Raw genomic sequence first — 22297 nt, 5'->3', positions numbered from 1 at the left:
TCCTTGCTTCAGGTGGGAACGATGGGTCGGAGGGGACGGCGGGTCAGTGCCCGAGGATCTTGCCCAGGAAGTCCTTGGCGCGCTCGGAGCGCGGAGCGGTGAAGAACTCCTCCGGGGTGCTCTCCTCGACGATCTGCCCGTCCGCCATGAACACGACGCGGTCGGCGGCCTTGCGGGCGAAGCCCATCTCGTGGGTGACCACGATCATCGTCATGCCCTGCTTCGCGAGGGCCACCATGGTGTCGAGGACCTCGTTGATCATCTCGGGGTCCAGGGCGGAGGTCGGCTCGTCGAAGAGCATGACCTTCGGGTCCATGGCCAGGGCGCGGGCGATCGCCACGCGCTGCTGCTGGCCGCCGGAGAGCTGGGCGGGCAGCTTCTCCGCCTGGTTGGCCACCCCGACCCGTGTGAGCAGCTCCATGGCGCGCTGCTTGGCCTCGGCGGCCGACTTCCCCCGGACCTTCATGGGCCCGAGGGTCACGTTCTGCAGCACGGACTTGTGCGCGAAGAGGTTGAAGGACTGGAAGACCATCCCGACGTCGGCCCGCAGCCGCGCGAGGGCCGCGCCCTCCTCGGGCAGGCGCTTGCCGTCGATGAGGATCTCGCCGTCGTCGATGCCCTCGAGCCGGTTGATGGCGCGGCACAGCGTGGACTTGCCGGAGCCGGAGGGGCCGATCACGACCACCACCTCCCCGCGGCGCACCGCGAGGTTGATGTCCTTGAGCACGTGCAGGTCCCCGAAGTGCTTGTTGACGTGCGAGACGCGGACCAGGGCCTCGCCCCCGCCCGGAGCGGGGGGCGACGCGGCGGGCGGTGTGGCGTGTGACATACCGTCGAACATAGTCGAAATCGAGGGGGTGCGAGGCTCCGGGCGTTGCGATTGCGTAAAATATTTACTCGTCCGTAGCCCCGTGTTCCAGGCTCCGCGCCGCGACGCGGGGCGGCGCCGGCGGCCCCGGCGCATAGCCTGGGAGCATGAGCGAACTCCTCCTCGCGCTGACCGGCGTCGTGCTGCTGCTGACCGTCGTGGCGGTGGTGGTCCTGGGCCGGGACCGCCCGCCGGCGTGGGCCTCCCGCGGCGGCGTGGGCCCCGAGCCCGCCCCGGACGCGCCGCTGGTGCTGCCCGAGCACCCCGGCCCCGACGACGTCGGCCGGATCGCGTTCCACGTCCGCCGCCGCGGCTACGACCCCGAGGAGGTCCACGCGGTGCTCGACCACCTCGCCCGGCGGCTGCCGGAGGAGGGCCCGGCCACCGGCCCGGCACCGCGCGCGTGAGCTCGCCGGCGGCCGTCCGGACCGGCCTCGCGCGGGCGCTCTGCCGCCTGACCGCCCTGCCCCCGTGGGCGCAGGCCCTGCTCGTCTGGGCGGCGTCCCGGGCGTGGGGGTGGGCGGTGTTCACCACGGTCGCCCGCCGGCAGGGCCCGGGGCCGTGGGGCGACGGCGCCCTCGGCTACCTGGCCTTCGCCGGGACCTGGGACTCCGACTGGTACGAGCGCATCGCCCGCGAGGGCTACCCCGGGACCGTGCCCCGCGACGCGGTGGGCCGGGCGCAGGAGAACGCGTGGGCGTTCTACCCCGTCTTCCCGCTGCTCGTGCGGGGGCTCATGGCCCCCACGGGCTGGAGCTGGGACGCCACGGCCTCGACGGTCTCCCTGCTGGCGGGCTTCGGGGCGGCCGTGCTGGTGCTGCGGCTCTTCCGGCGCCTCGCGTCCCCGGCCACCGCCCTGTGGGGACTGGCGTTCGTGGCGTTCGCCCCGGTCGCGCCCGTGCTCCAGGTGCCCTACGCCGAGTCGCTGCACCTGCTGCTGCTCGCCGCGGCCCTGCTGCTGGTCTGCTCGGGGCGCCACCTCGAGGCGGCTCCGGTGGTGCTGCTCATGTGCCTGACCCGCCCCGCGGGCGTGCCGTTCGCGGCGGCCCTCGGCATCGCCTGGTTCGTGCGCACCCTCCGGCGCCGGCGCTCCGGGCGGCTGCGGCGCGCCCGCGACGCCGTCGACGGGCTGCTCGGGCTCGCGCTGTTCTCGTGCGCCGCCGCGCTCGCGTGGCCGGCGCTCGCGTGGTGGGCCACGGGGGAGCCGGCGGCGTACACGGACACCGAGACGGCCTGGCGGGGCGAGGACCTGCGGCTCGTGGCGCCGTGGTTCGCCACGGGCGCGGACCTGTTCGGCCCGGTGGCCGGCGCCGTGGCGCCCGTGCTGCTCGTCGCCGGCGCGGCGGCGCTGCTGCGGGCGCGGGGAGTGCGGGAGCACCTGGACCCGTTCGTGCGCGGGTGGCTGGCCTGCTACGGGGTCTACCTCCTGCTGTTCCTGCACCCGCAGACCAGCACCTTCCGGCTGCTGCTGCCGCTGTTCCCCCTGGCGCTGCCGCTGGCCGCGGTCTCGGACTCCCGCGCCTACCGGGTGGCCTGCGTGCTCGCCGGCGCCGTCCTGCAGCTCGTGTGGGTGGGCTGGCTGTGGCACTGGAAGCAGCTGCCGGGGGGCGGGGACTACCCGCCCTGACCGCGCTCCGGCCGCGCCCCGGCGTGCGCTGTGCCCGCCGGGGTGGTCCCGGGCAGGTGCGGCGGCTCGGATAGGATGGGAGTCACAGCTACTGAGGAAGAGGAGTTCCCACATGGCGGCCATGAAGCCGAGAACCGGTGACGGACCGATGGAGGTCACCAAGGAGGGGCGCAGCCTGATCATGCGCGTTCCGCTCGAGGGCGGCGGACGGCTCGTGGTCGAGCTGAAGCCGGACGAGGCCGCGGAGCTCAGGGAGTGCCTGGCCGGCGTGACCGAGTAGCGTCACCCGGACGGCGGCGAGGGGCCCGGCACCGCACGGTGCCGGGCCCCTCGCCGTTGCCGTGCCCGCTCAGCGGCGCACCGCCAGCAGCAGCCCCGACCCGGTCGGCAGCAGGGCGGTGCTGAAGCGCTCGTCCTCGCGGAACAGCCGGTGCACGGCCCGCATCGTGCGCGTGTTGTCCTCGCGGTTCGCGGGCTGGGCCACCTTGTCCTGGTGGAGGGCGTCGTTGACGGCGAGCAGCCCGCCCGGGCGCAGCAGGCGCACCGCCTCCTCGGCGTAGTGGAGCGTCCCCTCCGTGTCGGCGTCGAGGAACACGAGGTCGTAGGCGCCGGCGGTCAGCCGGGGCATCACGAGCGAGGCCCGGCCCGGGATCGTGCGGGTGCGGCTGGTCGGCGCGCCCGCCTCCCGGAAGGTGTCGCGCGCCGCGCGCAGCGCCCGGATGTCGGTGTCGATGGTCGTCAGCACGGAGCCCGCGGGCAGCCCGCGCAGCAGGGCGAGCCCGGAGACCCCCGCCCCCGTGCCCACCTCCACGACCGTGGACGGGCGCGCGGCGGCGGCGAGGACGGTCAGCGCGGCCGCGGTGCCGGGGGTGACCGGCGGGATGCGCAGGGCGAGGGAACGCTCCCGGGCGCGGTAGGCGAGCTCGTCCTCCACGGCGAACGCCTCGGCGTACGACCAGCTCGTCGTCTTGTCCGCGCCCATGTTCCGCCCTTCGTCGCTCCAGTGGATGCGCGTCATCTTACCGGCTGGCCCCCGCGCGGCCCGGCCGCCCGCCCCGGCCGGTCGATGTCCAGTCCGCGCCCAGCTTCCCCGCCGATCATGGAACGACGGAGCCGCCGCCCGCCCCACGACCCGCCCCGGAGGAGGTCCCATGGCCCGCCCGCACCGCACCGGCCCCGCGCCGGCCCGGCGCAGCAACGCGGTGCCCGTGGCCGCCGCCCTCGCGAGCGCGGCGCTCACCCTGCTCCTCGGGTCCGGCTACGCCGTCGGGCGCACGGTCGTGGCCGCGGAGCCCGAGGGCCACGAGGAGCAGGTCCCGGTCGCGGCGTGGACGGGCACCGGCGGGGTCCTGCACGCGGACGACGCCACCGCCGCCCAGCTGCGCGCCGAGGGCTGGACGCTGCCCACGCTCGCCGCCGACGGGTACCGGGTGGCGTCTATGACCCGGGGGACCCTTGCGGGCCGGCCGGTCGTCACCATCGCGCTCCACCACGGCGAGGACAGCGTCGTCGTCGTGGAGCAGCGCGGGCGGGTGGACCCGGACAACCCCATGGACGGGCTCACCGGGCTGCCCGTGAGCGCGGAGGGCCTCGAGCCCTCCGCCGTCGCCGGGGTGCCCCTGTGGGTCGACGCCGGCCCGCCGTGGCGCGCCGTGCTGGCGGGGGAGGGCGTCGTCTACACCGTCGCCGCGGACACGAGCCCCGCCACGATGGCCCACACCGTCAACCTCGTCGTGGCGGACGAGCGGGGACGGGTCGTCGCGCCCGCGGCCGGCGATCCGGGCGTCGTCCCGACCGTGCTCGCGGGCCTGCGCGAGATCTTCGACTGAGCGGCCGCTCCGCCTGCGGCTGGTAACCTTCCACTGTGCTCGGCATCAACGGCGGCGAAGCGATCATCCTCGTGCTCCTGGTCCTGTTCATCATCGGGCCGGAGCGGCTGCCGGAGTACGCGGAGAAGCTCAAGGAGTTCGTCAAGGCCGCGAAGCGCTACGCCACCGGCGCCACCGAGGACCTCAAGCAGACCCTCGGCCCCGAGCTGGCCGACGTCGACTGGCGCAAGCTGGACCCGCGCCAGTACGACCCCCGCACCATCGTGCGCCAGGCCCTGCTCGAGGACGACGAGCCGGAGAAGCCGGTCGCCGCGCGCCCCGCGCCCGTCCTCAGCCGGCTGGCCCCGGGGGAGCCCGCCCCCTTCGACAGCGAGGCGACCTGAGCCGGACCCGTCAGCGGGGTCCCAGGCCCAGCGGCCGCCCCGCCAGCCCGCGCGGGCGCGTGCCCAGCGCGTCCGCGACACCGCGCAGCGCGCGTGCCGCGGGCGAGTCCGGCGCCGACCACACCACCGGGCGTCCTTCGTCCCCGCCCTCGCGGAGGGCGACGTCGAGGGGCACGGCGCCGAGCAGCGGCACGTCGTAGCCCAGCCGCCGGGTGAGCGACTGCGCGATCCGGGCCCCGCCCCCGGAGCCGAAGAGCTCCAGCACGGTCCCGTCCGGCATCGGCATCCCCGCCATGTTCTCGATCACCCCGGCCACCGTCTGCCCCGTCTGCAGGGCGAGGGCGCCCGAGCGCTCGGCGACCTCGACGGCGGCCTGCTGGGGCGTGGAGACCACGAGGACCTCCGCCGACGGCAGCAGCTGCGCCACGGAGATCGCGACGTCGCCCGTGCCCGGCGGCAGGTCGAGGAACAGGTGGTCGAGGTCCCCGAAGTGCACGTCGGTGAGGAACTGCTCGACGGCGCGGTGCAGCATCGGCCCGCGCCACGCGACCGGCTGCTCCGGGTCCACGAACATCCCGATGGAGATGACCTTGAGCACCCCCTCCCGGGAGCCCGTGCGGGCCGCGGCCGGGACCTCCACCACCGGGGGGAGGATCATGTCCTCGACCTGGGTGGGCCCCCGGTCCACGCCCAGCAGGCCCGGGACCGAGAAGCCGTGCACGTCCGCGTCCACGATGCCCACCGACCGGCCCTGCGCGGCGAGGGCCGCGGCGAGGTTCACGGTGACCGTCGACTTGCCGACCCCGCCCTTGCCGCTGGTCACGGCGTGCACCCGGGTCAGGGACGAGGGGTCGTTGAACGGGACGGTGCGGGTGTGCCCGACGCGCTGCTTGAGCGCCGCGCGCTGCTCGGGGCTCATGTACCCGATCTCCACGGCCACGGAGCGCACGCCGGCCACGTCGGCGACGGCCTCCCGGACGTCGGCCTCGATGGTCGAGCGCAGGGGGCAGCCGCGGATGGTCAGCAGCACGTGCACGCGCGCGTGCCCGGCGCCGTCGAGCACGGCCGAGCGGATCATGCCCAGCTCGGTGACGGGCCGGCGCAGCTCGGGGTCGAGCACCCGGTCGAGGGCGCGGCGCAGCTGCGGGTGCAGGTCCTCGGCGGCCAGGGGGTCGGCGGGGCCGGGGACGGGGGTGCGGAGCTCAGACACGGGGGATCTCCCTGGTCTCGGGGGCGGAGGGGCGCCGGCGGGCGGGCCGGCGCGGCGGGCGGGGCTGGGACCGGCCCGGGCCGCCGGCCTCGGCCCGCTCCTCGGGGGCGGGGCCGTCGTCCTGGGACTCGAGGATCTCCTCGAGCACCGAGCGCAGCTCGGAGCGCACGAAGTCGCGGGTGGCGACCTCGCGCAGGGCGATCCGCAGGGAGGCGATCTCCCGGGTCAGGTACTCGGTGTCGGCGAGGTTCTGCTGCGCGCGCCGGCGGTCCTCCTCCTGCGTCACGCGGTCCCGGTCGTCCTGGCGGTTCTGCGCGAGCAGCAGCAGCGGCGCGGCGTAGGACGCCTGCAGGGACAGCATCAGGGTGAGCAGGGTGAAGTTCAGGGCGCGCGGGTCGAACTGGGCCGACTCGGGGGCGAGCGTGTTCCAGCCCAGCCACACGGCCACGAACACCGTCATCCACAGCAGGAACTGGGGGGTGCCCATGAAGCGGGCGAAGCCCTCGGTCATCCGGCCGAACGCGTCCGGGTTGGGCCGGAACCGGTCCAGCAGCCCGGGCCGGTGCTCGCGCGGCTGGTCCAGCGCGTTGCCGTGGGCCGCGCCGGGGGAGCGCCGGGACTCACTCATAGCGCTTGCCCACCTTCCGGATCGGGGTGCCGTCGTCGGCGGTGCGCCAGTCCTCGGGCAGCAGGGCGTCGAGGACGTCGTCGATGGTGATCGCACCCACCACCCGGTCGTGGTCGTTGACCACGGGGATGATGGTCAGGTCGTAGGTCGCGAGCTCCCGGGCCACGTCCCGCAGGGAGGCGAGGTCGGAGACGGGCTCGAGGGACCGGTCGATGAGGTTGCCGATCGCCTCGGGCGGCGGGTAGCGCAGCAGCTTCTGGGTGTGCACCATCCCCAGGTACTTGCCCGTGGGGGTCTCCAGCGGTGCGCGGGAGACGATCACGGCCGCCGCCACGGCGGGGCTGAGCTCCTCCTGGCGGATGTGGGCGAGGGCCTCCGCCACCGTGGCCTCCGGCGGCAGGATGATCGGCACCGGGGTCATCAGCGAGCCCGCGGTGCCCTCCTCGTACTCGAGCAGCCGCCGGACGTCCTCGGCGTCCTCGGGCTGCATGCGCTCGAGCAGCTCCTCCGCCTCGGCGTCGGGCAGCTCGTTGAGCAGGTCGGCGGCGTCGTCGGGCTCCATCTCCTCGAGCACCGTCGCCGCGCGCTCGGGCTCCATGCTGGTGAGGATGAAGACCTGGTCCTCCTCGGGCAGCTCCTGGAGCACGTCGGCGAGCCGGTCGTCCTGCAGCTCGTGCGCGATCTCGAGCTTGCGCTTGTCGGACATGTCGTGGATCTCGTCGGCGAGGTCGGCGGCCTGCTCCTCCTCGTGGGACGCGACCCACTGGGTGGCCGGCTGGTGGCCCGCGGCGGACGGGTCCCCGGTGTCCTCCCAGTCCACGATCAGGGTCTCGTTGCGGCGGCGCATCAGCCCCCCGGTCGTCGCGGTGCGGCGCACGAACAGCTGGGTGACGACCCAGTCCCCGGTGTTGCGCTTGCGCTCCATGGCCATGTCCTCGACCGTCGCGGTCCCGGAGCCGTCCCGGAGCACGACGGTGCGGTCGAACAGCTCGGCCACGGCGAGGGTCTCCGCCCCGCGCTGCTCGAAGCGGCGCAGGTTCACGAGGCCCGTGCAGATGATCTGGTCGGCGTCGATGCTGGTCACCCGCGTCATGGGGACGAACACGCGCTTCTTGCCGAGGACCTCGACCACGAGGCCCACCACGAGGGGGCGGCGCGACGGGCGCCCGTGGCGGGAGCCGCCCCGCATGAGCACGACGACGTCGCGCAGCCGGCCGAGACGGTCCCCCAGGGGGTCGAACACGTCGAGGCCGATCAGGCGCGCGAGGAAGATCCTGTTGACGTTGCTGCTCACCGTACAAGACTACCCACCGGGCCGGTGCGGGGCCTCCGCGGGCCGGCGCCGGCATGCGGCGCGGTCCCAGCCGGATGGGGAACAATGGGGCCATGAGCTCTCCACGGTCCGCGTCCGCCGCCAGCCCCGCCCTCCGAGGCCTGCCCCGCGGGGAGGTGATCGGCCGCTACGGCTCCTACGCCGACGCCCAGAAGGCCGTGGACCACCTCGCGGACGAGCAGTTCGAGGTCGCCAAGGTCGCGATCGTCGGCAACGACCTGAAGTCCGTGGAGCAGGTCACGGGCCGGCTCAGCTACCCCCGGGTCGCCGGGCAGGGGGCCCTCAACGGGATGGTGTTCGGGGCCTTCCTCGGGATGATCATGTCGCTGCTCGGCGGCGAGCAGTGGGTCTCCTCGCTGCTCGTGTCCGTGCTCATGGGCGGGGCCTTCTGGATGCTGCTGGCGACCGTAACGTACGCGATGCAGCGGGGGAAGCGGGACTTCACCTCGACCAACCAGATCGTGGCGACCTCCTACGACGTCGTGGCCGCCCCCGAGGTGGCCCAGCACGCCCGGCAGGTGCTGCAGGGCCTGCGCGGGCTGCCGGGCCTGCCGGCGGCGCCCCAGCAGCAGTGGCCCCAGCCGCAGGGCCCCCAGCCGCCGGGGCCGCCGCAGGGCGCCCCGCAGCCCGGGCCGGGCGCCCCCTGGCAGCGGCCGTCCTACGGCGGCCCGGCCCCCACCGGCGCGCCGGCGGCGGGCGCCGCCCCGGCTGGTGCAGCGCCGGGGTCCGCGGCGCCCGAACGCTCGGCCCGGTTCGAGGACCTGCCCGACGGCCGGCCCCAGTTCGGCATCCGGCTGCCGGAGGGACAGGGCCGCGGCGCGGGTCCGGCCGAGGAGCGCACGGAGCCCCCCGCCGGCGGCAGCACGTCGGCCGACGCGCCCCGCTGACGGGCGGCGCCCGGCTCAGCTGGGCTCGGAGCCCTCCCGGGCGTGCCACAGCCCGGTCATCCACGCCTCGACCTCGTCGGGGGTGCGGGGCAGGCCCGAGGACAGGTTCACGTTGCCGTCCTCGGTGATCAGCACGTCGTCCTCGATGCGCACCCCGATCCCGCGGTACTCCTCGGGCACCGCGAGGTCCTCCGCCTTGAAGTACAGCCCCGGCTCGATGGTGAAGACCATCCCGGGCTCGATCACCCCGTCCACGTACAGCTCCCGCCTGGCCTGCGCGCAGTCGTGCACGTCCAGGCCCAGGTGGTGGCTCGTCCCGTGCGGCATCCACCGCCGGTGGTGCTGGCCCTCGGCGGAGAGCGAGACCTCCGCCGTCACCGGCAGCAGCCCCCAGCTCTCGAGCCGCCGGGCCAGGACCTCCATCGCGGCGGCGTGCACGTCGCGGAACCGGTTGCCCGGCACGGCCGCGTCGAACGCGGCGTCGGCGGCGTCGAGGACCGCCTGGTAGATCCGGCGCTGCACGTCCGTGAACCGCCCGTTGACGGGTAGCGTGCGGGTGATGTCCGCGGTGTAGAGGGAGTCCGCCTCCACGCCCGCGTCCACGAGGATGAGCTCCCCGGGGATCACGCGCCCGGTGTTGCGGATCCAGTGCAGCACCGTGGCGTTGTTGCCGCACGCCGCGATCGTGTCGTAGCCGAGGTCGTTGCCGTCCATCCGGGCGCGGGCGAAGAAGGCGCCCTCGACCATGCGCTCGCCGCGGTGCCGGTGGCCGGCCGCGGCGGGCAGCACGTGCACGATGTCGGTGAACCCGGCGACCGTCGCGTCCACGGCCTGCTGCAGCTGCGCCACCTCGTGGGCGTCCTTGACGAGGCGCAGCTCGGAGAGGGCCTCGGCCAGCTCGCCGTCGAGCGCGTCGGAGGCCTCGAGGTCCACCCCGGTGTTGATCCGGGAGGTGTCCACCAGGGCGTCCGCGTTGAGGTCGACGTCGCGCACCAGCCGGATCCGCACGCCGCCCAGGGCGGCCGGGCCGGCGTTCTTGGTGATCGCGACCTCCAGCCCGGACAGGTTCCGGGTGCGCAGCCCGTAGGCGGCCGAGAGCTCCTCGAGCGTGGGGCGGGCGCCGACCCAGAACTCGCCGTTCTTCGCGTCGGCGTAGAACTCCTTCGAGTCCCGCCCCGCCATGGGGTGGAAGTACAGGGTGGCCTCGTGGTGGCCGCCGTCGTCGCCGGCGCCCTCCTCGACCGGCTCGAGCACCAGGACGGCGTCGGGCTCGTGGTCCACGCCGAGGCCCGTCAGGTGCGCGAAGGCCGAGTGGGGCCGGAAGCGGTAGTCGGTGTCGTTGGAGCGGACCTTGAGCGGGCCCGCCGGGAGCACGAGGCGCTCCCCGGGGAAGCGCGCGGAGATCCGCCGCCGGCGCTCGGCGGCGTGGTCGGCCACCGGCAGCCGCTCGACCGCGGCCGGTTCCTCGGCGGCCCACTGGGAGGCCATGAACTGCTGGAAGGCGGGGGAGTCGGGGCGCTGGGACCGGTTCTCGACCCGGTCGGCCAGCGGCTGGGGGCGGTCGGCGGGGGACGTGCTGTGCTCTGTCATGGTTCCTTCCCTCGGGTCGTCCTCCTCATCGTGCCACGTGCGCGGGGCGGGCGTCCGGGGTGCCGGGACGGCCGGCCGCTATCGTGGAGGGGTGAAGATCGACCTGCACACCCACTCGGCGGACTCCGACGGCACGGAGCGCCCCGGGGACGTCGCCCGCGCCGCCCGCGCCGCGGGCCTGGACGTGTTCGCGCTCACCGACCACGACACGACGTCCGGCTGGCAGGAGGCCGGGGACGCCGCCGCGGCGGCCGGGATCAGCTTCGTGCCGGGCATGGAGATCTCCTGCACCACCGGCGACGGCATCTCGGTGCACCTGCTGAGCTACCTGCACGACCCGGAGGAGCCGGCCCTGCTGGCCGAGATCGAGTCCTCCCGCTCGTCGCGGCTCACGCGCGCCGCGCGGATGGTCGAGCTGCTGTCCGAGGACTACCCCATCGACTGGGACATCGTGCGGGAGCACGTGCACGACGGCGCCACGGTGGGCCGCCCGCACATCGCGGACGCCCTCGTGACGGTCGGGGTCGTGGAGTCCCGCTCCGCCGCGTTCGCCTCGGTGCTCAGCAGCCGCTCCCGCTACTACGTCGCCCACCACGCCCCGGACCCGGTGCACGCCGTGCGGCTCGTGCGCGCCGCCGGGGGCGTGCCGGTCTTCGCGCACCCGCTGGCCACGGCCCGCGGGCGCGTGGTCGGCCCCGAGGTCTTCGAGGCGATGATCGACGCGGGCCTGGCCGGGCTCGAGGTGGCGCACCGGGACAACCCCGAGGACGCGCGCGCCCGGCTCGTGCGGATGGCCTCCGAGCACGACCTGCTGGTCACCGGCTCCAGCGACTACCACGGCAGCGGCAAGCCCAACCGGCTGGGCGAGAACCTCACCTCGGTGCAGTCGCTCGTGCGGATCGAGGAGCAGGCGAGCTCCGGCGTGGGCGTCCGCCACCCCTGAGCGCCCGTCCCCGGCTCAGTCCCGGACCGCGGCGTGGGGCAGCCGGGCGCGCATCACCTCGACGGCCTCGGGGTTGCGGTCCACGCACACGAAGCGGCGGCCCAGCTGGTGGGCGGCCGCGCCCAGGGTGCCGGAGCCGGCGAAGAAGTCCAGCACCCAGTCCCCGCGCGCGGAGCTGGCCGCGACCATCCGCCGGACGAGGCCCACGGGCTTCTGGGTCGGGTAGCCGGTCTTCTCCCGCCCGGTGGGGGAGACGATCGTGTGCCACCACACGTCCGTGGGCAGCTTGCCCCGCTGCGCCTTCTCGGGGGTGACCAGGCCGGGGGCCATGTACGGCTCCCGGTCCACCTCGGCGCTGTCGAACAGGTAGCGCTCCGGGTCCTTGACGTAGACCAGGACGTTGTCGTGCTTGGCGGGCCACCGCCGGCGGGAGCGCCCGCCGTAGTCGTAGGCCCAGATGATCTCGTTGAGGAAGCACTCCCGGCCGAAGATGGTGTCCAGCATGACCTTGGCGTAGTGCACCTCGCGGTAGTCCAGGTGCACGTACAGCGTCCCGTCGTCGGCGAGCACCCGCCACGCCTCCCGCAGCCGGGGCTCCAGGAACCCCCAGTAGTCCGCGAACGCGTCGTCGTAGCTGCGCAGGGCCCCCAGGACGGTCGCGTAGGAGCGGCCCGCGAAGCCCGTGCGGTCCCCCTGGCCCGGGGGCGCCGGGGTCATGGTCGACTGCCGGCGCCGCTGCGTGCGCCCCGTGTTGAACGGCGGGTCCACGTAGATCATGCGGAAGGCCCCGTCGGGCAGCCGCCGCAGGAGATCCAGGTTCTCCGCGGCGACCACCGCGTCGGGGCCCTCGGCGTCGAAGGCGAAGCGCGTCACTCGGCGGCGGGGCCGCTCTGCGCCGGACGGGCCTCGCCGGTGCCCCGGCCGCCGCGGCGGCGGCGCCGGCGCCGGGTGGTGCCGTCCTCGGACTTCTCCACGGACGTCTCGCGCGGGGCGCGCTCCCGCTGCGCGCGCGGCTGCTCCCGGGTCTCCTCGCGCGGGGTGTCCTCGCGGGCGGCCTCCTCGCGCGGGGCGTCCTTGCGCGGGGCGTCCTCGCGCCGGGCGCCGTCCCGGGGGCGCGCTCGCCGCGGCCGCCGCGGCGGCCGTCGCCGGAGCGGGGCTCCGAGCGGTCCCGGGACCGGCCGCGGGACTCGCCGCGCGGACCGCCCTTGCGCCCGCCGGGCTCGCCGAGGTCCTCGAGGACCTCCGCGTCCAGCCCGGCGTGGGTGCGCTGGGCGCGCGGCAGCCGGCCCTTGGTGCCCTGGGGGATGTCCAGGTCCGCGTAGAGGTGCTCGGAGGAGGAGTAGGTCTCCACGGGCTCGGGCACGCCGAGCTCGAGGGCCTTGTCGATCAGCCGCCAGCGGGGCACGTCGTCCCAGTCCACGAAGGTCACGGCCGTGCCCTTGTTGCCCGCGCGCCCCGTGCGGCCGGTGCGGTGCAGGTAGGTCTTCTCGTCCTCGGGGCACTGGAAGTTGATGACGTGGGTGACGTCCTCGACGTCGATGCCGCGGGCGGCGACGTCGGTGGCCACGAGCACGTCGACCTTGTTGTTGCGGAACGCCCGCAGCGCCTGCTCGCGCGCGCCCTGGCCGAGGTCGCCGTGCAGGGGGGCGGCGGCGAAGCCGCGGGAGATCAGCTCGTCGGCGAGCTTCGCCGCCGCGCGCTTGGTCTTCGTGAAGATGATGGTCCGCCCGCGGCCCCGCGCCTGCAGGATGCGGGAGACGACCTCGTCCTTGTCGAGGTGGTGGGCGCGGTAGACGACCTGGCGGATGTCCTTCTTGGTGGCGCCCTCGTCGGGGGAGGAGGCCCGGATGTGCATCGGCTTGGTCATGTACCGGCGGGCCATCGCGACCACGGGGCCGGGCATCGTGGCCGAGAAGAGCATGGTCTGGCGGACCTCGGGCACCGCGGAGAGCAGCTTCTCGACGTCCGGGAGGAAGCCGAGGTCCAGCATCTCGTCGGCCTCGTCGAGGACGACCACGCGCACCGCCGAGAGGTCCAGGTGGCGCTGGCGGTTGAGGTCGATGAGCCGGCCGGGGGTGCCGACGACGACCTCGACGCCCTGCTGCAGCTCCTCGATCTGGGGCTCGTAGGCGCGGCCGCCGTAGATGGTGGCCACGCGCGCGTTGCGGATCCGCGCCGCGGCGGCGAGGTCCTGGCCGACCTGCACGGCCAGCTCGCGGGTGGGGACCACGATGAGCGCCTGGGGGGCGCCCGGCTTCTTGAGCCCGGCCCACCCGGCGTCGTCGCGGCCGGTGACGCGCTGGACGACGGGGATGCCGAAGCCCAGGGTCTTGCCGGTGCCGGTCTTGGCCTGGCCGATGATGTCCTGGCCGGAGAGCGCCACGGGCAGGGTCATGGCCTGGATGGGGAAGGGGTGGACGATGCCCTCGGCGGCCAGGGCGTCGACGATGTCCTGGCGGACGCCGAAGTCGGCGAAGCCCTCGGGCAGCGGCTCCGGCTCCGCGGCGGTCTCCACGACCGTCGTGGGCACGTCGAGCTCGGCGGCGGCGTCGAGCCCGGCGGCGTCGCCGGGTGCGGTGTCGGTGATGTAGTCGGTCACGGGTGCGGTTTCCTTCGGTAGGGCACGCCCGCTCCTGCGGAGGGGACCGTGCGGTCCGGGCTCCGGGCCACCGGAGTGGTGGCGGGGGCGTGCGGTGGTGGAAGCCGATCGTGAGCGGGCGCCGCCTCGGCCGGTGCGCCACCGGGGGTGGCGCCCGGGCCCGGTCCTGCGCGGCCGCCGTGCGGGGCCTGGTCGCTGAGGAGCGGGGGCGGGAAAAGGTCTGTCGTTCGTCGGTACGACCGGTCATCCAGTGCGCTTAACAGTGTAGCCCGACGACCGCGCGCACTCCGTGCGGTCGCCGGGCAGGTGCTCCGCCGGGGCGGGCGGGCCGGGGCTCAGTCCTCCTTGGCGAACGGCATGAAGCCGACGGTACGCTTCTGCTCGGCGCCCACGGAGGCGTAGCCGATGACGCCGGCGGGGACCACCGTCACGGTGCCCTTGGCGTCGGTGAGGGTCAGCGGCGAGCCCGAGGAGATGGCCTGGTTGATGAGCTCCACGGCCTCCTGCGCGCCGAGGGCGGCGTCCACGACGATCTCGCGGGCGACGTTCTGAACACCGATCTTGATTTCCATGGTTCCTCCTGTGGGCAGGGCTGCGCGGTACGTCCCGGCCAGTCTAGGGAGGGCCCTACTCCCAGTCCTCGTCGATGATCGAGATTCCGCCCCAAGCTAAACGGAAGATCTGGCGCTGCGCCTCGGCGCGCCCGCCCATGCCGGGGTTGCGGATCCAGTGCACCGCGGCCGTCTGCGCCATGCCGGTCAGCGACCGGGAGACGAGCACGGCGTGGGGCGGGCTCAGCCCGGCGTTGGGCCCCAGCACCCCGGCGATCGCGTCGGCCATCGCGAGGTGGAAGCTCTCGAACCGCTCGGCGACCTCCGGGTCCGCCAGCAGGTCCGACTCGAAGATCAGCCGGTGGGCCTCCGGGTTGGCCTCCACGAAGCCGAAGTAGACGTCCAGCATGGACTCCACGCGCTCCCGGTTGACCTCGCTGCCCTCCAGGGCGGCCACGAGCGCGTCGGAGAGCTCCCCGAGGTAGTGGTCGACGAGCGCGAGGTAGAGCTCGCGCTTGCCCGGGAAGTGCTGGTAGAGCACCGGCTTGCTCACCTGCGCGGCGTCGGCGATGTCGTCCATCGACGAGCCGTGGTAGCCGTTCGAGGAGAACACGGTCAGCGCGGTCTCCAGCAGCTGCCGGCGCCGGGCCTCCCGCGGCAGGCGCGCCGGGCGGCCTCTCCTGGTCTCGTTCATGCGTTCCTCCTCAACCGGCCGGTGGCGCCGGCCTCGCGAATGGGGCCCTACCCGGCGGCCTGGGGCCGGCGGTCGATCTGCGGCGGGGAGGCGGGGGACGCCGCCGGCTCGGTCTCCTCCACGGGGGCGGCGGGGACCTCGATGCCGTACAGCGCCTCCAGACCGGAGACGTACTCGTCCTGGCGGCCCTGGGCGGCGAGCTCGCGGGCGCGGACGGTCGGGGTGTGCAGCAGGGAGCGGACCATGCGGCGCATCGCCAGCTCGATCTGCTCCTTGGCGGCGGTGCACCCGTGGTGGGCGGTGACCTTCTCCAGCTCGGCGTCGAGGACCGCCATCGTGTGCCGGCGCAGGGCGACGATCGCGGCGTCCATGTCCCGGCCGTGCTGGCTCGCGGCGAACTCCTGGGCGGCGCGCTCGACGATGCCGGTGGCGGCCTCCACGGACTCCCGCGTCTCGTCGGGGGCGGCCACGCGCACCGACTCCAGGGAGATCAGCTCGACGCCGGGCAGGTCCGCGACCGCGGGGTCGAAGTCGCGGGTGAGGGCGAGGTCCACGACGGTGCGCGGGCCGGCCGGGAACGCGGAGGCGCTCATCGGCGAGGAGCCGCCGCTGCAGCCGACGACGACGTCGGCCCGCTCGAGGGCCGCGGGCAGCTCCTCGGCGGAGACGGGGGAGCCGCCGCGGTTCTCGGTGAACTGCCCGGCCCGCCCGGAGGCCGAGAACACCTCGATGTCGGCGCACCCGCGGTCGCGCAGGGCGGCCATGGTCGCCCCGGCGTAGGCGCCGGTGCCGAAGACCAGGGCCCGGCGCGTCGCCCAGGAGCCGGCCGTGACGTCGTCGGCGAGGTCGAGGGCCACGGAGACGATCGAGCGCCCGCGCTCGCCCAGGGCGGTCTGGGTGCCGACCTTGCGCGCGGTCCGCGCCGCCGCCTCGAACAGGCGCACGAGGCTGCCGGAGACGACGTCGGCGTCCCGGGCCTCGTTGAGGGCCCGCCGGACCTGGCCGGTGATCTCGCGCTCGCCCACCACGGCCGACTCCAGCCCGGAGACCACCGTGAACAGGTGGCGGGCGGCGCCCGCGTCGGCGAAGGGGACCAGCAGGTCGGCCACGTACTCGGGATCGAGCCCGGAGCGCGCGCCGATCTGCTCCGCGAGCTGCGCGCGCACGTCGTCCACGGCGGCCTCCGGGGACTGGCCCGGGACCGGGGCGAGCTCGCCGTAGAGCTCCAGCCGGTTGCACGTGGAGAGCGTCACGGCGCCCTGGAGCCGGCCGCCGCGGACCAGCTCCTCGGACAGCCCCAGCGCACCGGTGCTGAGACGCGCAACGGTGTTCAGATCGACGTTCTGGTGGGAGGCGACGAGTGCGAAGAGGACCACAGTCCATTCATACTAGACGGTCACCGGGAATCCGCGGGTCGGTGACGCGGTGAGCCTGATCGCACGGCGCTGACGCAGCGTCAGCAAACGATGTCGGGGTTCCTTGGCACAATGGAGCCACTATGGCTACCACCCCTGGCACGGCGAGCACGCCGGACACGTCGACCGCAGCCGCTCCCGGGACCCCCGAGGACGTCCCCGACGCGCCGACGGCGCTCCGGCGGCTCACCGCCTCGCTGGGGGCACTGCCCGCGAGCCACCCCCTGCGGGCGGCGGGCACCGCCGACGCCCCCCTGCTCCAGGCCCTCACCGGGCGCACCCCGAGCCGCCGCCCGGTGTGGTTCATGCGCCAGGCCGGCCGCTCCCTGCCGGAGTACCGCTCCCTGCGCGAGGGCACCGCGATGCTCGACGCGTGCCTGGACCCCGCGATGGCCGCGGAGATCACCCTCCAGCCCGTGCGCCGCCACGACGTCGACGCCGCGATCTTCTTCTCCGACATCGTCGTGCCCATGCGGGTGGCCGGCGTGGACGTCGACATCGTCCCCGGCCGCGGCCCCGTGCTCGAGCGGCCCGTGCGCACCGGCGCCGACGTCGCCGCGCTGCCCGAGCTCGACGACGCCGCCCTCGACCCGATCCGCGAGGCCGTCGCGGCCACCGTCGCCCAGCTCGGCGCCACCCCGCTCATCGGCTTCGCCGGGGCTCCCTTCACCGTGGCCGCGTACATGGTCGAGGGCGGGCCGTCGCGGGACCACCTCCTGCCGCGCACCATGATGCACGCCGACCCCGCCGCGTGGGCCGCGCTCGCCGGGTGGGCCGCCCGCACCTCCGGCGCGTTCCTGCGCGCCCAGGTGGAGGCCGGCGCCTCGGCCGTCCAGCTGTTCGACTCCTGGGCGGGCTCCCTCTCGCTGGCCGACTACCGGGCGCACGTCCTCGAGCACTCGGCCACCGCGCTGGGCGCCGTCGCGGACCTGCCGGTGCCCCGCATCCACTTCGGCACGGGCACCGGCGAGCTGCTGGCCGCCATGCGCGACGCCGGCGCCGACGCCGTGGGCGTGGACTACCGGATCCCGCTGGCCGAGGCGAACCGCCGGCTCGGCGGGCGCACCGTGCTGCAGGGCAACATCGACCCCGCGCTGCTCACCGCCCCGTGGGAGGTCCTGGCGCAGCACGTCCGCGAGGTCCTGCGCGGCGGCGCCCAGGCGCCCGGGCACGTCGTCAACCTCGGCCACGGCGTCCCGCCGGGCACCGACCCGCAGGTGCTCACCGACCTCGTGGCCCTCGTCCACGAGCAGCCGCCGGCCCGGCCGCTCGCCGGGACCCGGGCGTGAGCACGGGCCCCGCCGCGGGCGGGGGTCGTCCCGCCCGCCGCCGCCCGCCCCGCTCCGCCCTCGTGGTGGGCGGCGGGATCTCCGGGCTCGTGGCCGCCCGGGACCTCGCGGCCCGCGGGCTGCGCGTGACCCTGGTCGAGGCCGAGGACCACCTGGGCGGGGCCGTCGGGGCCCACCAGGTCGCGGGCCTCGTGCTCGACTCCGGCGCGGAGTCCTTCGCCACCCGCTCCCGCGCCGTGCCCGACCTGCTCGAGGAGCTCGGACTGGGCGAGCGCGTGGTGCACCCCAACCGGGCCGGGTCCTGGCTGTTCCTGCCGGAGGGCGCCGTGCCCGCCCCCGACTCCGGGGTCCTCGGCATCCCCGCCGACCCCACGGCGCCCCGGCTGCGCGTCGCCCTGGGCCGGGCCGGGATGCTGCGGGCGTCCCTCGACCGCCGGCTGCCCGCGTTCGTCGGCGTCACCGAGCGCTCCCTGGGCGGGCTCGTGCGCGTGCGGATGGGGGAGCGGGTGCTCGAGCGCCTCGTCACGCCCTTCACCTCCGGGGTGCACTCCGCCCACCCCGACGACCTCGACGTCGACGCCGTGGCCCCCGGCCTGCGCCGCGCCCTGCGCGAGCACGGCTCGCTCGGCGCCGCGGCGGGGGCCCTGCGCCGCGCCGCGCCCGCCGGGGCCAACGTCGCCGGCCTGCGCGGCGGGATGAACGCGCTGTCCGAGACGCTCGTGCGCGAGCTCGAGCGGACGGGCGTGAAGCTCGTGACCGGCTACGACGTCATCGCCGTGGACCGCGACCCCCGCCGGGACGGCTGGATGGTCATCCAGCGCCAGCCCCGCAACGGGGACAAGACCGCCGTGGCCCGCGGGGAGCTGCTCGTCATGGCCACCGACGGGGCGACCACCGTGCGCCTGCTGGCCAGCCACCGGGACGAGCTGCAGCGCTTCGTCCCCGGACCCGGCCCGCAGGTCGCCCTGGCGACCCTCGTCGTCGACGACCCGCGCCTGGACGGGGCGCCCCGCGGCACCGGGCTGCTCGTGAGCGAGGACGCCCGCGCCGTGCGCGCCAAGGCCCTGACCCACGCGAGCGCCAAGTGGGACTGGGTGCGCGAGGCCGCCGGCCCCGGGCGGCACGTCCTGCGCCTGTCCTACGGCCGGGCGCAGGCCGCCGGGACGGTCCCGCCCGAGGTGGCGCTGCCCGACGAGCAGCTCATCCGGCTCGCGCTCTCCGACGCCTCGACCCTCATGGGCGTCACGCTGCGCCCCCAGCAGCTCGTGGGCGCGGACATCGTCCGCTGGCGCTCCGCGCTGCCGCGGGCCGGGGTCGGCCACGCCCGGCGGGTCGCCGAGTTCCGCCGGGCGCTCGCCGAGCTGCCCGACACCGTGGCCGTCGGCGCGTGGCTGGCCGGCACGGGCCTGGCCTCCGTCGTCGAGGACACCCGCGCCCAGGTCCGCGCCCTGCTGGCCGAGGCCGGCGTGCCGGAGGCCCCGCCGCCCGGCCCGCCCGCGCCCCCGGCGCCACCGACCACCCCCACCCCACGAAAGGACTGAGCAGTGTCCCACGACACCAGCCCGCACGCACACCACGGCCGCCCCGCACCGCAGCCCGAGGCGGCGGAGCAGCGCGGCGAGGAGCGCCTGCACTGGGCGCTCTGGACGGTGTTCGCCCGCCCGGACGGTTCCCCGGCGGCCCCGGGCACCGAGGACGGCGCCGCGGCGGCCGAGTTCGACGGCGTCGTCGAGCAGCTGGCCGGCGAGGGCACGACCCTGCGCGGGGTCTACGACGTCTCCGGGATGCGGGAGGACGCGGACGTCCTCACCTGGCTGCACGGGCCGGACCCGCAGGCGCTGCAGTCCGCCGTCCGCCGGTTGCGCCGCACGGGGCTGCTGGCCGGCACGCGCCAGGTCTGGAACGCCATGGGCGTCCACCGCGAGGCGGAGTTCACCGCCAACCACTCGCCGTCCTTCGCGCGCGGCGTCGCGCCCGAGCAGTGGGTGTGCGTCTACCCGTTCGTGCGCTCCTACGAGTGGTACTACATGAACGCCGAGCGGCGCTCCGAGATGCTGCGCAACCACGGGATGAAGGCCCGCGACTACCCCCAGGTCCTCGCCAACACGATCGCGTGCTTCGGCCTCAACGACTTCGAGTGGCTGCTGGCCCTGGAGGCCCCCGAGCTCGTCGACCTCGTGGACGTCATGCGCCACTTCCGCAACACGGAGGCCCGCCTGCACGTGCGCGAGGAGACGCCGTTCTACACCGGCCGCCGGATCCGCACCGACGAGCTCGCGGAGGTGCTCCGATGAGCACGAACCCCCTCTCCGCGGCCCGCGCGCACGCCCCCGTGGCCTACGACGCCGTGGTCCTGTCCTCCTTCGGCGGTCCCGAGGGGCAGGACGACGTCATCCCGTTCCTGCGCAACGTCACCAAGGGCCGCGGCATCCCGGACGAGCGCCTCGAGGAGGTCGCCACCCACTACCGCGCCAACGGCGGCGTCAGCCCGATCAACGCCCAGAACCGCGCCCTGCGCTCGGCCCTCGAGGCCGACCTGCTGGGCCGCGGGCTGAGCGTGCCGGTGCTGTGGGCCAACCGCAACTGGGCGCCCTACGTCCGGGACGTCGTGCGGGAGTGCCACGCCCGGGGGCTGCGCAAGCTGCTGGTCGTGGCCACGAGCGCCTACTCGAGCTACTCGGGCTGCCGGCAGTACCGCGAGGACTACGGCGTGGCCCTCGACGAGCTGGGCATCGCCGGCGAGATGCAGATCGACAAGGTCCACCAGTACTACGACTCCGAGGGCTTCGTGCGGCCCTTCGTCGAGGGCCTGCGGGAGGGCCTGGCCCAGGTGCGCGCGCAGCTGGGGGCCGCGGGCGGCCGGGTCGCCGTGCTGTTCTCCACCCACTCCATCCCCACGAGCGACGCCGAGGCGTCCGGGCCGGCCCGGATGGAGTTCGAGGAGAGCTCCGCGTACGTGGCCCAGCACCTCGCGGTGGCCCGCACCGTGCTGGAGCGCGTGGGCCCCGAGGAGCTCGGCGACCACACGTGGGACCTGGTCTACCAGTCCCGCTCCGGGCCCCCGCAGGTGCCGTGGCTGGAGCCGGACATCAACGACGCGATCGAGGAGCTCGCCGGGCGCGGCGTCGCCGGCGTCGTGATCGTCCCGCTCGGCTTCGTCTCCGACCACATGGAGGTGAAGTGGGACCTCGACACCGAGGCGCTGCAGACCTGCGAGCGGCTCGGCCTGCCCGCCGCGCGCACGCCCACCGCCGGGACGCACCCCGCCTTCGTGGCCGGCCTCGCCGACCTCGTCGAGCAGCGCATCGCCGGGCGCGACGCCCCGCCGAGGGTCTCGGCCTGCGCCGAGGGCACCTGGTTCGACGACTGCGCGCCCGACTGCTGCGTCAAGGTCCTGCGCGGCGCCTCGGGCCCCCGCCCAACGATCGCCCAGCGGCCCGCGGGGGAGCCGATCCCCGTGGGCCTCGACGACGCCGGGGAGGTGCGGTGGGCATGAGCGCCGACGTCCGGGCGGGGCTGCCGGTCGTGCGCGTCGGCACCCGCGGCTCGCAGCTCGCGCTCACCCAGACGACCGCGGCGGCCCGCGCCGTGGCGGCCGCGGGCGGGCTGGAGCCCGAGCTCGTGACCATCCGCACCGAGGGCGACGTCCTCACGGGGCCGCTGTCCCAGATGGGCGGCACGGGCGTGTTCGCCACGGCCCTGCGCGCCGCGCTGCTCGCGGGCTCCGTGGACCTGGCCGTGCACTCCCTCAAGGACCTGCCCACGGCCCCCGTGCCGGGGCTGGAGGTCGCGGCCGTGCCCGAGCGGGAGGACCCCCGCGACGCGCTGTGCGCCCGGGACGGGCTGACCCTGGCCGGGCTGCCCGCCGGGGCGAAGGTCGGCACGGGCTCCCCGCGCCGCGCCGCGCAGGTGCGCGCCGCCCGTCCCGACCTCGAGATCGTGGACATCCGCGGCAACGTGGGCACCCGGCTCGCCCGCGTGGCCCCGGGCGACCTCGACGCCGTGGTCCTCGCCGCCTCGGGGCTGCGCCGGCTGGGGATGGAGGCCGCGATCACCGAGCTCATCGACCCGTCCGTGATGCTGCCGGCGCCCGGCCAGGGCGCCCTGGCCCTCGAGTGCCGCGCCGCGGACGCGGCCGGCGACGCCCCCCTCGCCGCGGGCCTCGCCGCGGTCGACCACCTGGAGACCCGGCTGGCCGTGACCGCCGAGCGGGCCCTGCTCACCCGGCTCGAGGCCGGCTGCGCCGCCCCCGTGGGGACGCTGGGCCGGCTCGAGGGCGGGCAGCTCGTGCTCGACGCCGTCGTGGCCGACCCGGACGGCAGCGAGCTCATGCGCCGGCGCGGGAGCACCGCGCAGCGCACCGTCGGCGCGGCGCGGGAGCTCGGCACCCGCCTCGCCGAGGAGCTGCTCGCCGACGGCGCCGGCCGGCTGGCCCGGCTGACGCTCTGAGC

The 22297-nt window shown here is 75.5% G+C and carries 22 protein-coding genes and 1 pseudogene; 12 read left to right on the top strand and 11 right to left on the bottom strand.

Annotation, left to right across the window (positions count from 1 at the left end; all coding sequences use genetic code 11):
- Nucleotides 1-43 precede the first annotated feature (43 nt).
- A complete protein-coding gene (locus ACYSMR_RS04545) occupies nt 44-829 on the bottom strand; it encodes an amino acid ABC transporter ATP-binding protein (protein WP_375142419.1) in 786 nt (261 codons plus the stop codon).
- Between the two features lie 146 nt (nt 830-975).
- Between ACYSMR_RS04545 and ACYSMR_RS04540 the strand changes: the two genes are divergently transcribed.
- The 3 genes from ACYSMR_RS04540 to ACYSMR_RS04530 all read left to right on the top strand — a co-directional run bounded on the left by ACYSMR_RS04540 (nt 976) and on the right by ACYSMR_RS04530 (nt 2775).
- Nucleotides 976-1275, top strand: coding sequence for a DivIVA domain-containing protein (locus tag ACYSMR_RS04540; protein WP_251333981.1), 300 nt, complete (start codon nt 976-978; stop codon nt 1273-1275).
- Nucleotides 1272-2495 (top strand): hypothetical protein, encoded by a 1224-nt coding sequence (locus tag ACYSMR_RS04535; RefSeq protein WP_461747496.1) that lies wholly within the window; start codon nt 1272-1274, stop codon nt 2493-2495. The genes ACYSMR_RS04540 and ACYSMR_RS04535 overlap by 4 nt, the downstream gene beginning before the upstream one ends.
- A 112-nt stretch (nt 2496-2607) precedes the next feature.
- Nucleotides 2608-2775 carry a DUF3117 domain-containing protein gene (locus ACYSMR_RS04530; protein ID WP_188535063.1) on the top strand — a complete coding sequence of 56 codons (168 nt, stop codon included), beginning with the start codon at nt 2608-2610 and terminating at the stop codon, nt 2773-2775.
- A gap of 69 nt (nt 2776-2844) precedes the next feature.
- Here ACYSMR_RS04530 and ACYSMR_RS04525 read toward each other — a convergent pair whose 3' ends face one another.
- Nucleotides 2845-3477, bottom strand: a complete 633-nt coding sequence (locus ACYSMR_RS04525) for an O-methyltransferase (protein WP_251333979.1) — start codon at nt 3475-3477, stop codon at nt 2845-2847.
- Between the two features lie 169 nt (nt 3478-3646).
- Here ACYSMR_RS04525 and ACYSMR_RS04520 point away from each other — a divergent pair, with 169 nt between their 5' ends.
- Complete coding sequence (locus ACYSMR_RS04520; protein WP_251333978.1) at nt 3647-4324, top strand: hypothetical protein; 678 nt, start codon at nt 3647-3649, stop codon at nt 4322-4324.
- 35 nt (nt 4325-4359) lie between these two features.
- Nucleotides 4360-4707, top strand: a complete 348-nt coding sequence (locus ACYSMR_RS04515; RefSeq protein ID WP_251333977.1) for a Sec-independent protein translocase family protein — start codon at nt 4360-4362, stop codon at nt 4705-4707.
- Nucleotides 4708-4717: 10 nt separating this feature from the next.
- Here ACYSMR_RS04515 and ACYSMR_RS04510 read toward each other — a convergent pair whose 3' ends face one another.
- The 3 genes from ACYSMR_RS04510 to ACYSMR_RS04500 are packed head-to-tail and all read right to left on the bottom strand — an operon-like array spanning nt 4718 to nt 7839.
- Nucleotides 4718-5917 carry an Mrp/NBP35 family ATP-binding protein gene (locus tag ACYSMR_RS04510; RefSeq protein ID WP_461747495.1) on the bottom strand — a complete coding sequence of 400 codons (1200 nt, stop codon included), beginning with the start codon at nt 5915-5917 and terminating at the stop codon, nt 4718-4720.
- Entirely contained in the window at nt 5910-6545 is a 636-nt protein-coding gene (locus ACYSMR_RS04505; protein ID WP_251333976.1) for a DUF1003 domain-containing protein, read from the bottom strand. The genes ACYSMR_RS04510 and ACYSMR_RS04505 overlap by 8 nt, the downstream gene beginning before the upstream one ends.
- Nucleotides 6538-7839 carry a magnesium transporter MgtE N-terminal domain-containing protein gene (locus tag ACYSMR_RS04500; RefSeq protein ID WP_251333975.1) on the bottom strand — a complete coding sequence of 434 codons (1302 nt, stop codon included), beginning with the start codon at nt 7837-7839 and terminating at the stop codon, nt 6538-6540. Before ACYSMR_RS04500 ends, ACYSMR_RS04505 begins: the two co-directional genes overlap by 8 nt.
- Nucleotides 7840-7931: 92 nt before the next feature.
- Here ACYSMR_RS04500 and ACYSMR_RS04495 point away from each other — a divergent pair, with 92 nt between their 5' ends.
- A complete protein-coding gene (locus ACYSMR_RS04495; protein ID WP_461747494.1) occupies nt 7932-8765 on the top strand; it encodes a YflT domain-containing protein in 834 nt (277 codons plus the stop codon).
- Between the two features lie 15 nt (nt 8766-8780).
- Here ACYSMR_RS04495 and ACYSMR_RS04490 read toward each other — a convergent pair whose 3' ends face one another.
- Nucleotides 8781-10355, bottom strand: a complete 1575-nt coding sequence (locus ACYSMR_RS04490; protein ID WP_461747493.1) for an aminopeptidase P family protein — start codon at nt 10353-10355, stop codon at nt 8781-8783.
- 91 nt (nt 10356-10446) lie between these two features.
- Between ACYSMR_RS04490 and ACYSMR_RS04485 the strand changes: the two genes are divergently transcribed.
- A complete protein-coding gene (locus ACYSMR_RS04485; protein WP_251333972.1) occupies nt 10447-11298 on the top strand; it encodes a PHP domain-containing protein in 852 nt (283 codons plus the stop codon).
- A gap of 15 nt (nt 11299-11313) precedes the next feature.
- Here the strand turns inward: ACYSMR_RS04485 and ACYSMR_RS04480 are convergent, their stop codons facing one another.
- The 5 genes and pseudogenes from ACYSMR_RS04480 to ACYSMR_RS04460 form a co-directional block, all read right to left on the bottom strand.
- Entirely contained in the window at nt 11314-12171 is an 858-nt protein-coding gene (locus ACYSMR_RS04480; protein WP_251333971.1) for a DNA-methyltransferase, read from the bottom strand.
- Nucleotides 12092-13828 (bottom strand): annotated as a pseudogene (locus tag ACYSMR_RS04475) (DEAD/DEAH box helicase); the annotation flags it as partial. The pseudogene ACYSMR_RS04475 and the gene ACYSMR_RS04480, both read right to left, overlap by 80 nt.
- 404 nt (nt 13829-14232) lie before the next feature.
- Nucleotides 14233-14469, bottom strand: coding sequence for a DUF3107 domain-containing protein (locus tag ACYSMR_RS04470; RefSeq protein ID WP_251333970.1), 237 nt, complete (start codon nt 14467-14469; stop codon nt 14233-14235).
- Nucleotides 14470-14524: 55 nt separating this feature from the next.
- Nucleotides 14525-15142 (bottom strand): TetR/AcrR family transcriptional regulator, encoded by a 618-nt coding sequence (locus ACYSMR_RS04465; protein ID WP_251333969.1) that lies wholly within the window; start codon nt 15140-15142, stop codon nt 14525-14527.
- 47 nt (nt 15143-15189) lie between these two features.
- Nucleotides 15190-16518 (bottom strand): glutamyl-tRNA reductase, encoded by a 1329-nt coding sequence (locus tag ACYSMR_RS04460; protein WP_309125638.1) that lies wholly within the window; start codon nt 16516-16518, stop codon nt 15190-15192.
- A gap of 122 nt (nt 16519-16640) precedes the next feature.
- Between ACYSMR_RS04460 and hemE the strand changes: the two genes are divergently transcribed.
- From hemE to hemC, 5 genes are read left to right on the top strand one after another with little or no spacing between them, the layout of a single operon-like run.
- Nucleotides 16641-17846, top strand: coding sequence for a uroporphyrinogen decarboxylase (gene hemE / locus ACYSMR_RS04455; RefSeq protein WP_461747492.1), 1206 nt, complete (start codon nt 16641-16643; stop codon nt 17844-17846).
- A complete protein-coding gene (gene hemG / locus ACYSMR_RS04450; protein ID WP_461747491.1) occupies nt 17843-19387 on the top strand; it encodes a protoporphyrinogen oxidase in 1545 nt (514 codons plus the stop codon). Before hemE ends, hemG begins: the two co-directional genes overlap by 4 nt.
- A gap of 3 nt (nt 19388-19390) precedes the next feature.
- Nucleotides 19391-20140, top strand: coding sequence for a hydrogen peroxide-dependent heme synthase (gene hemQ, locus ACYSMR_RS04445; protein ID WP_251333965.1), 750 nt, complete (start codon nt 19391-19393; stop codon nt 20138-20140).
- Entirely contained in the window at nt 20137-21342 is a 1206-nt protein-coding gene (locus ACYSMR_RS04440; RefSeq protein ID WP_461747490.1) for a ferrochelatase, read from the top strand. Before hemQ ends, ACYSMR_RS04440 begins: the two co-directional genes overlap by 4 nt.
- Nucleotides 21339-22295, top strand: coding sequence for a hydroxymethylbilane synthase (gene hemC, locus ACYSMR_RS04435; RefSeq protein ID WP_461747489.1), 957 nt, complete (start codon nt 21339-21341; stop codon nt 22293-22295). The genes ACYSMR_RS04440 and hemC overlap by 4 nt, the downstream gene beginning before the upstream one ends.
- Nucleotides 22296-22297: the final 2 nt, after the last annotated feature.

It is taken from the genome of Kocuria sp. U4B, assembly GCF_054875615.1.
This window is presented reverse-complemented; position numbering and strand designations above follow the sequence as displayed.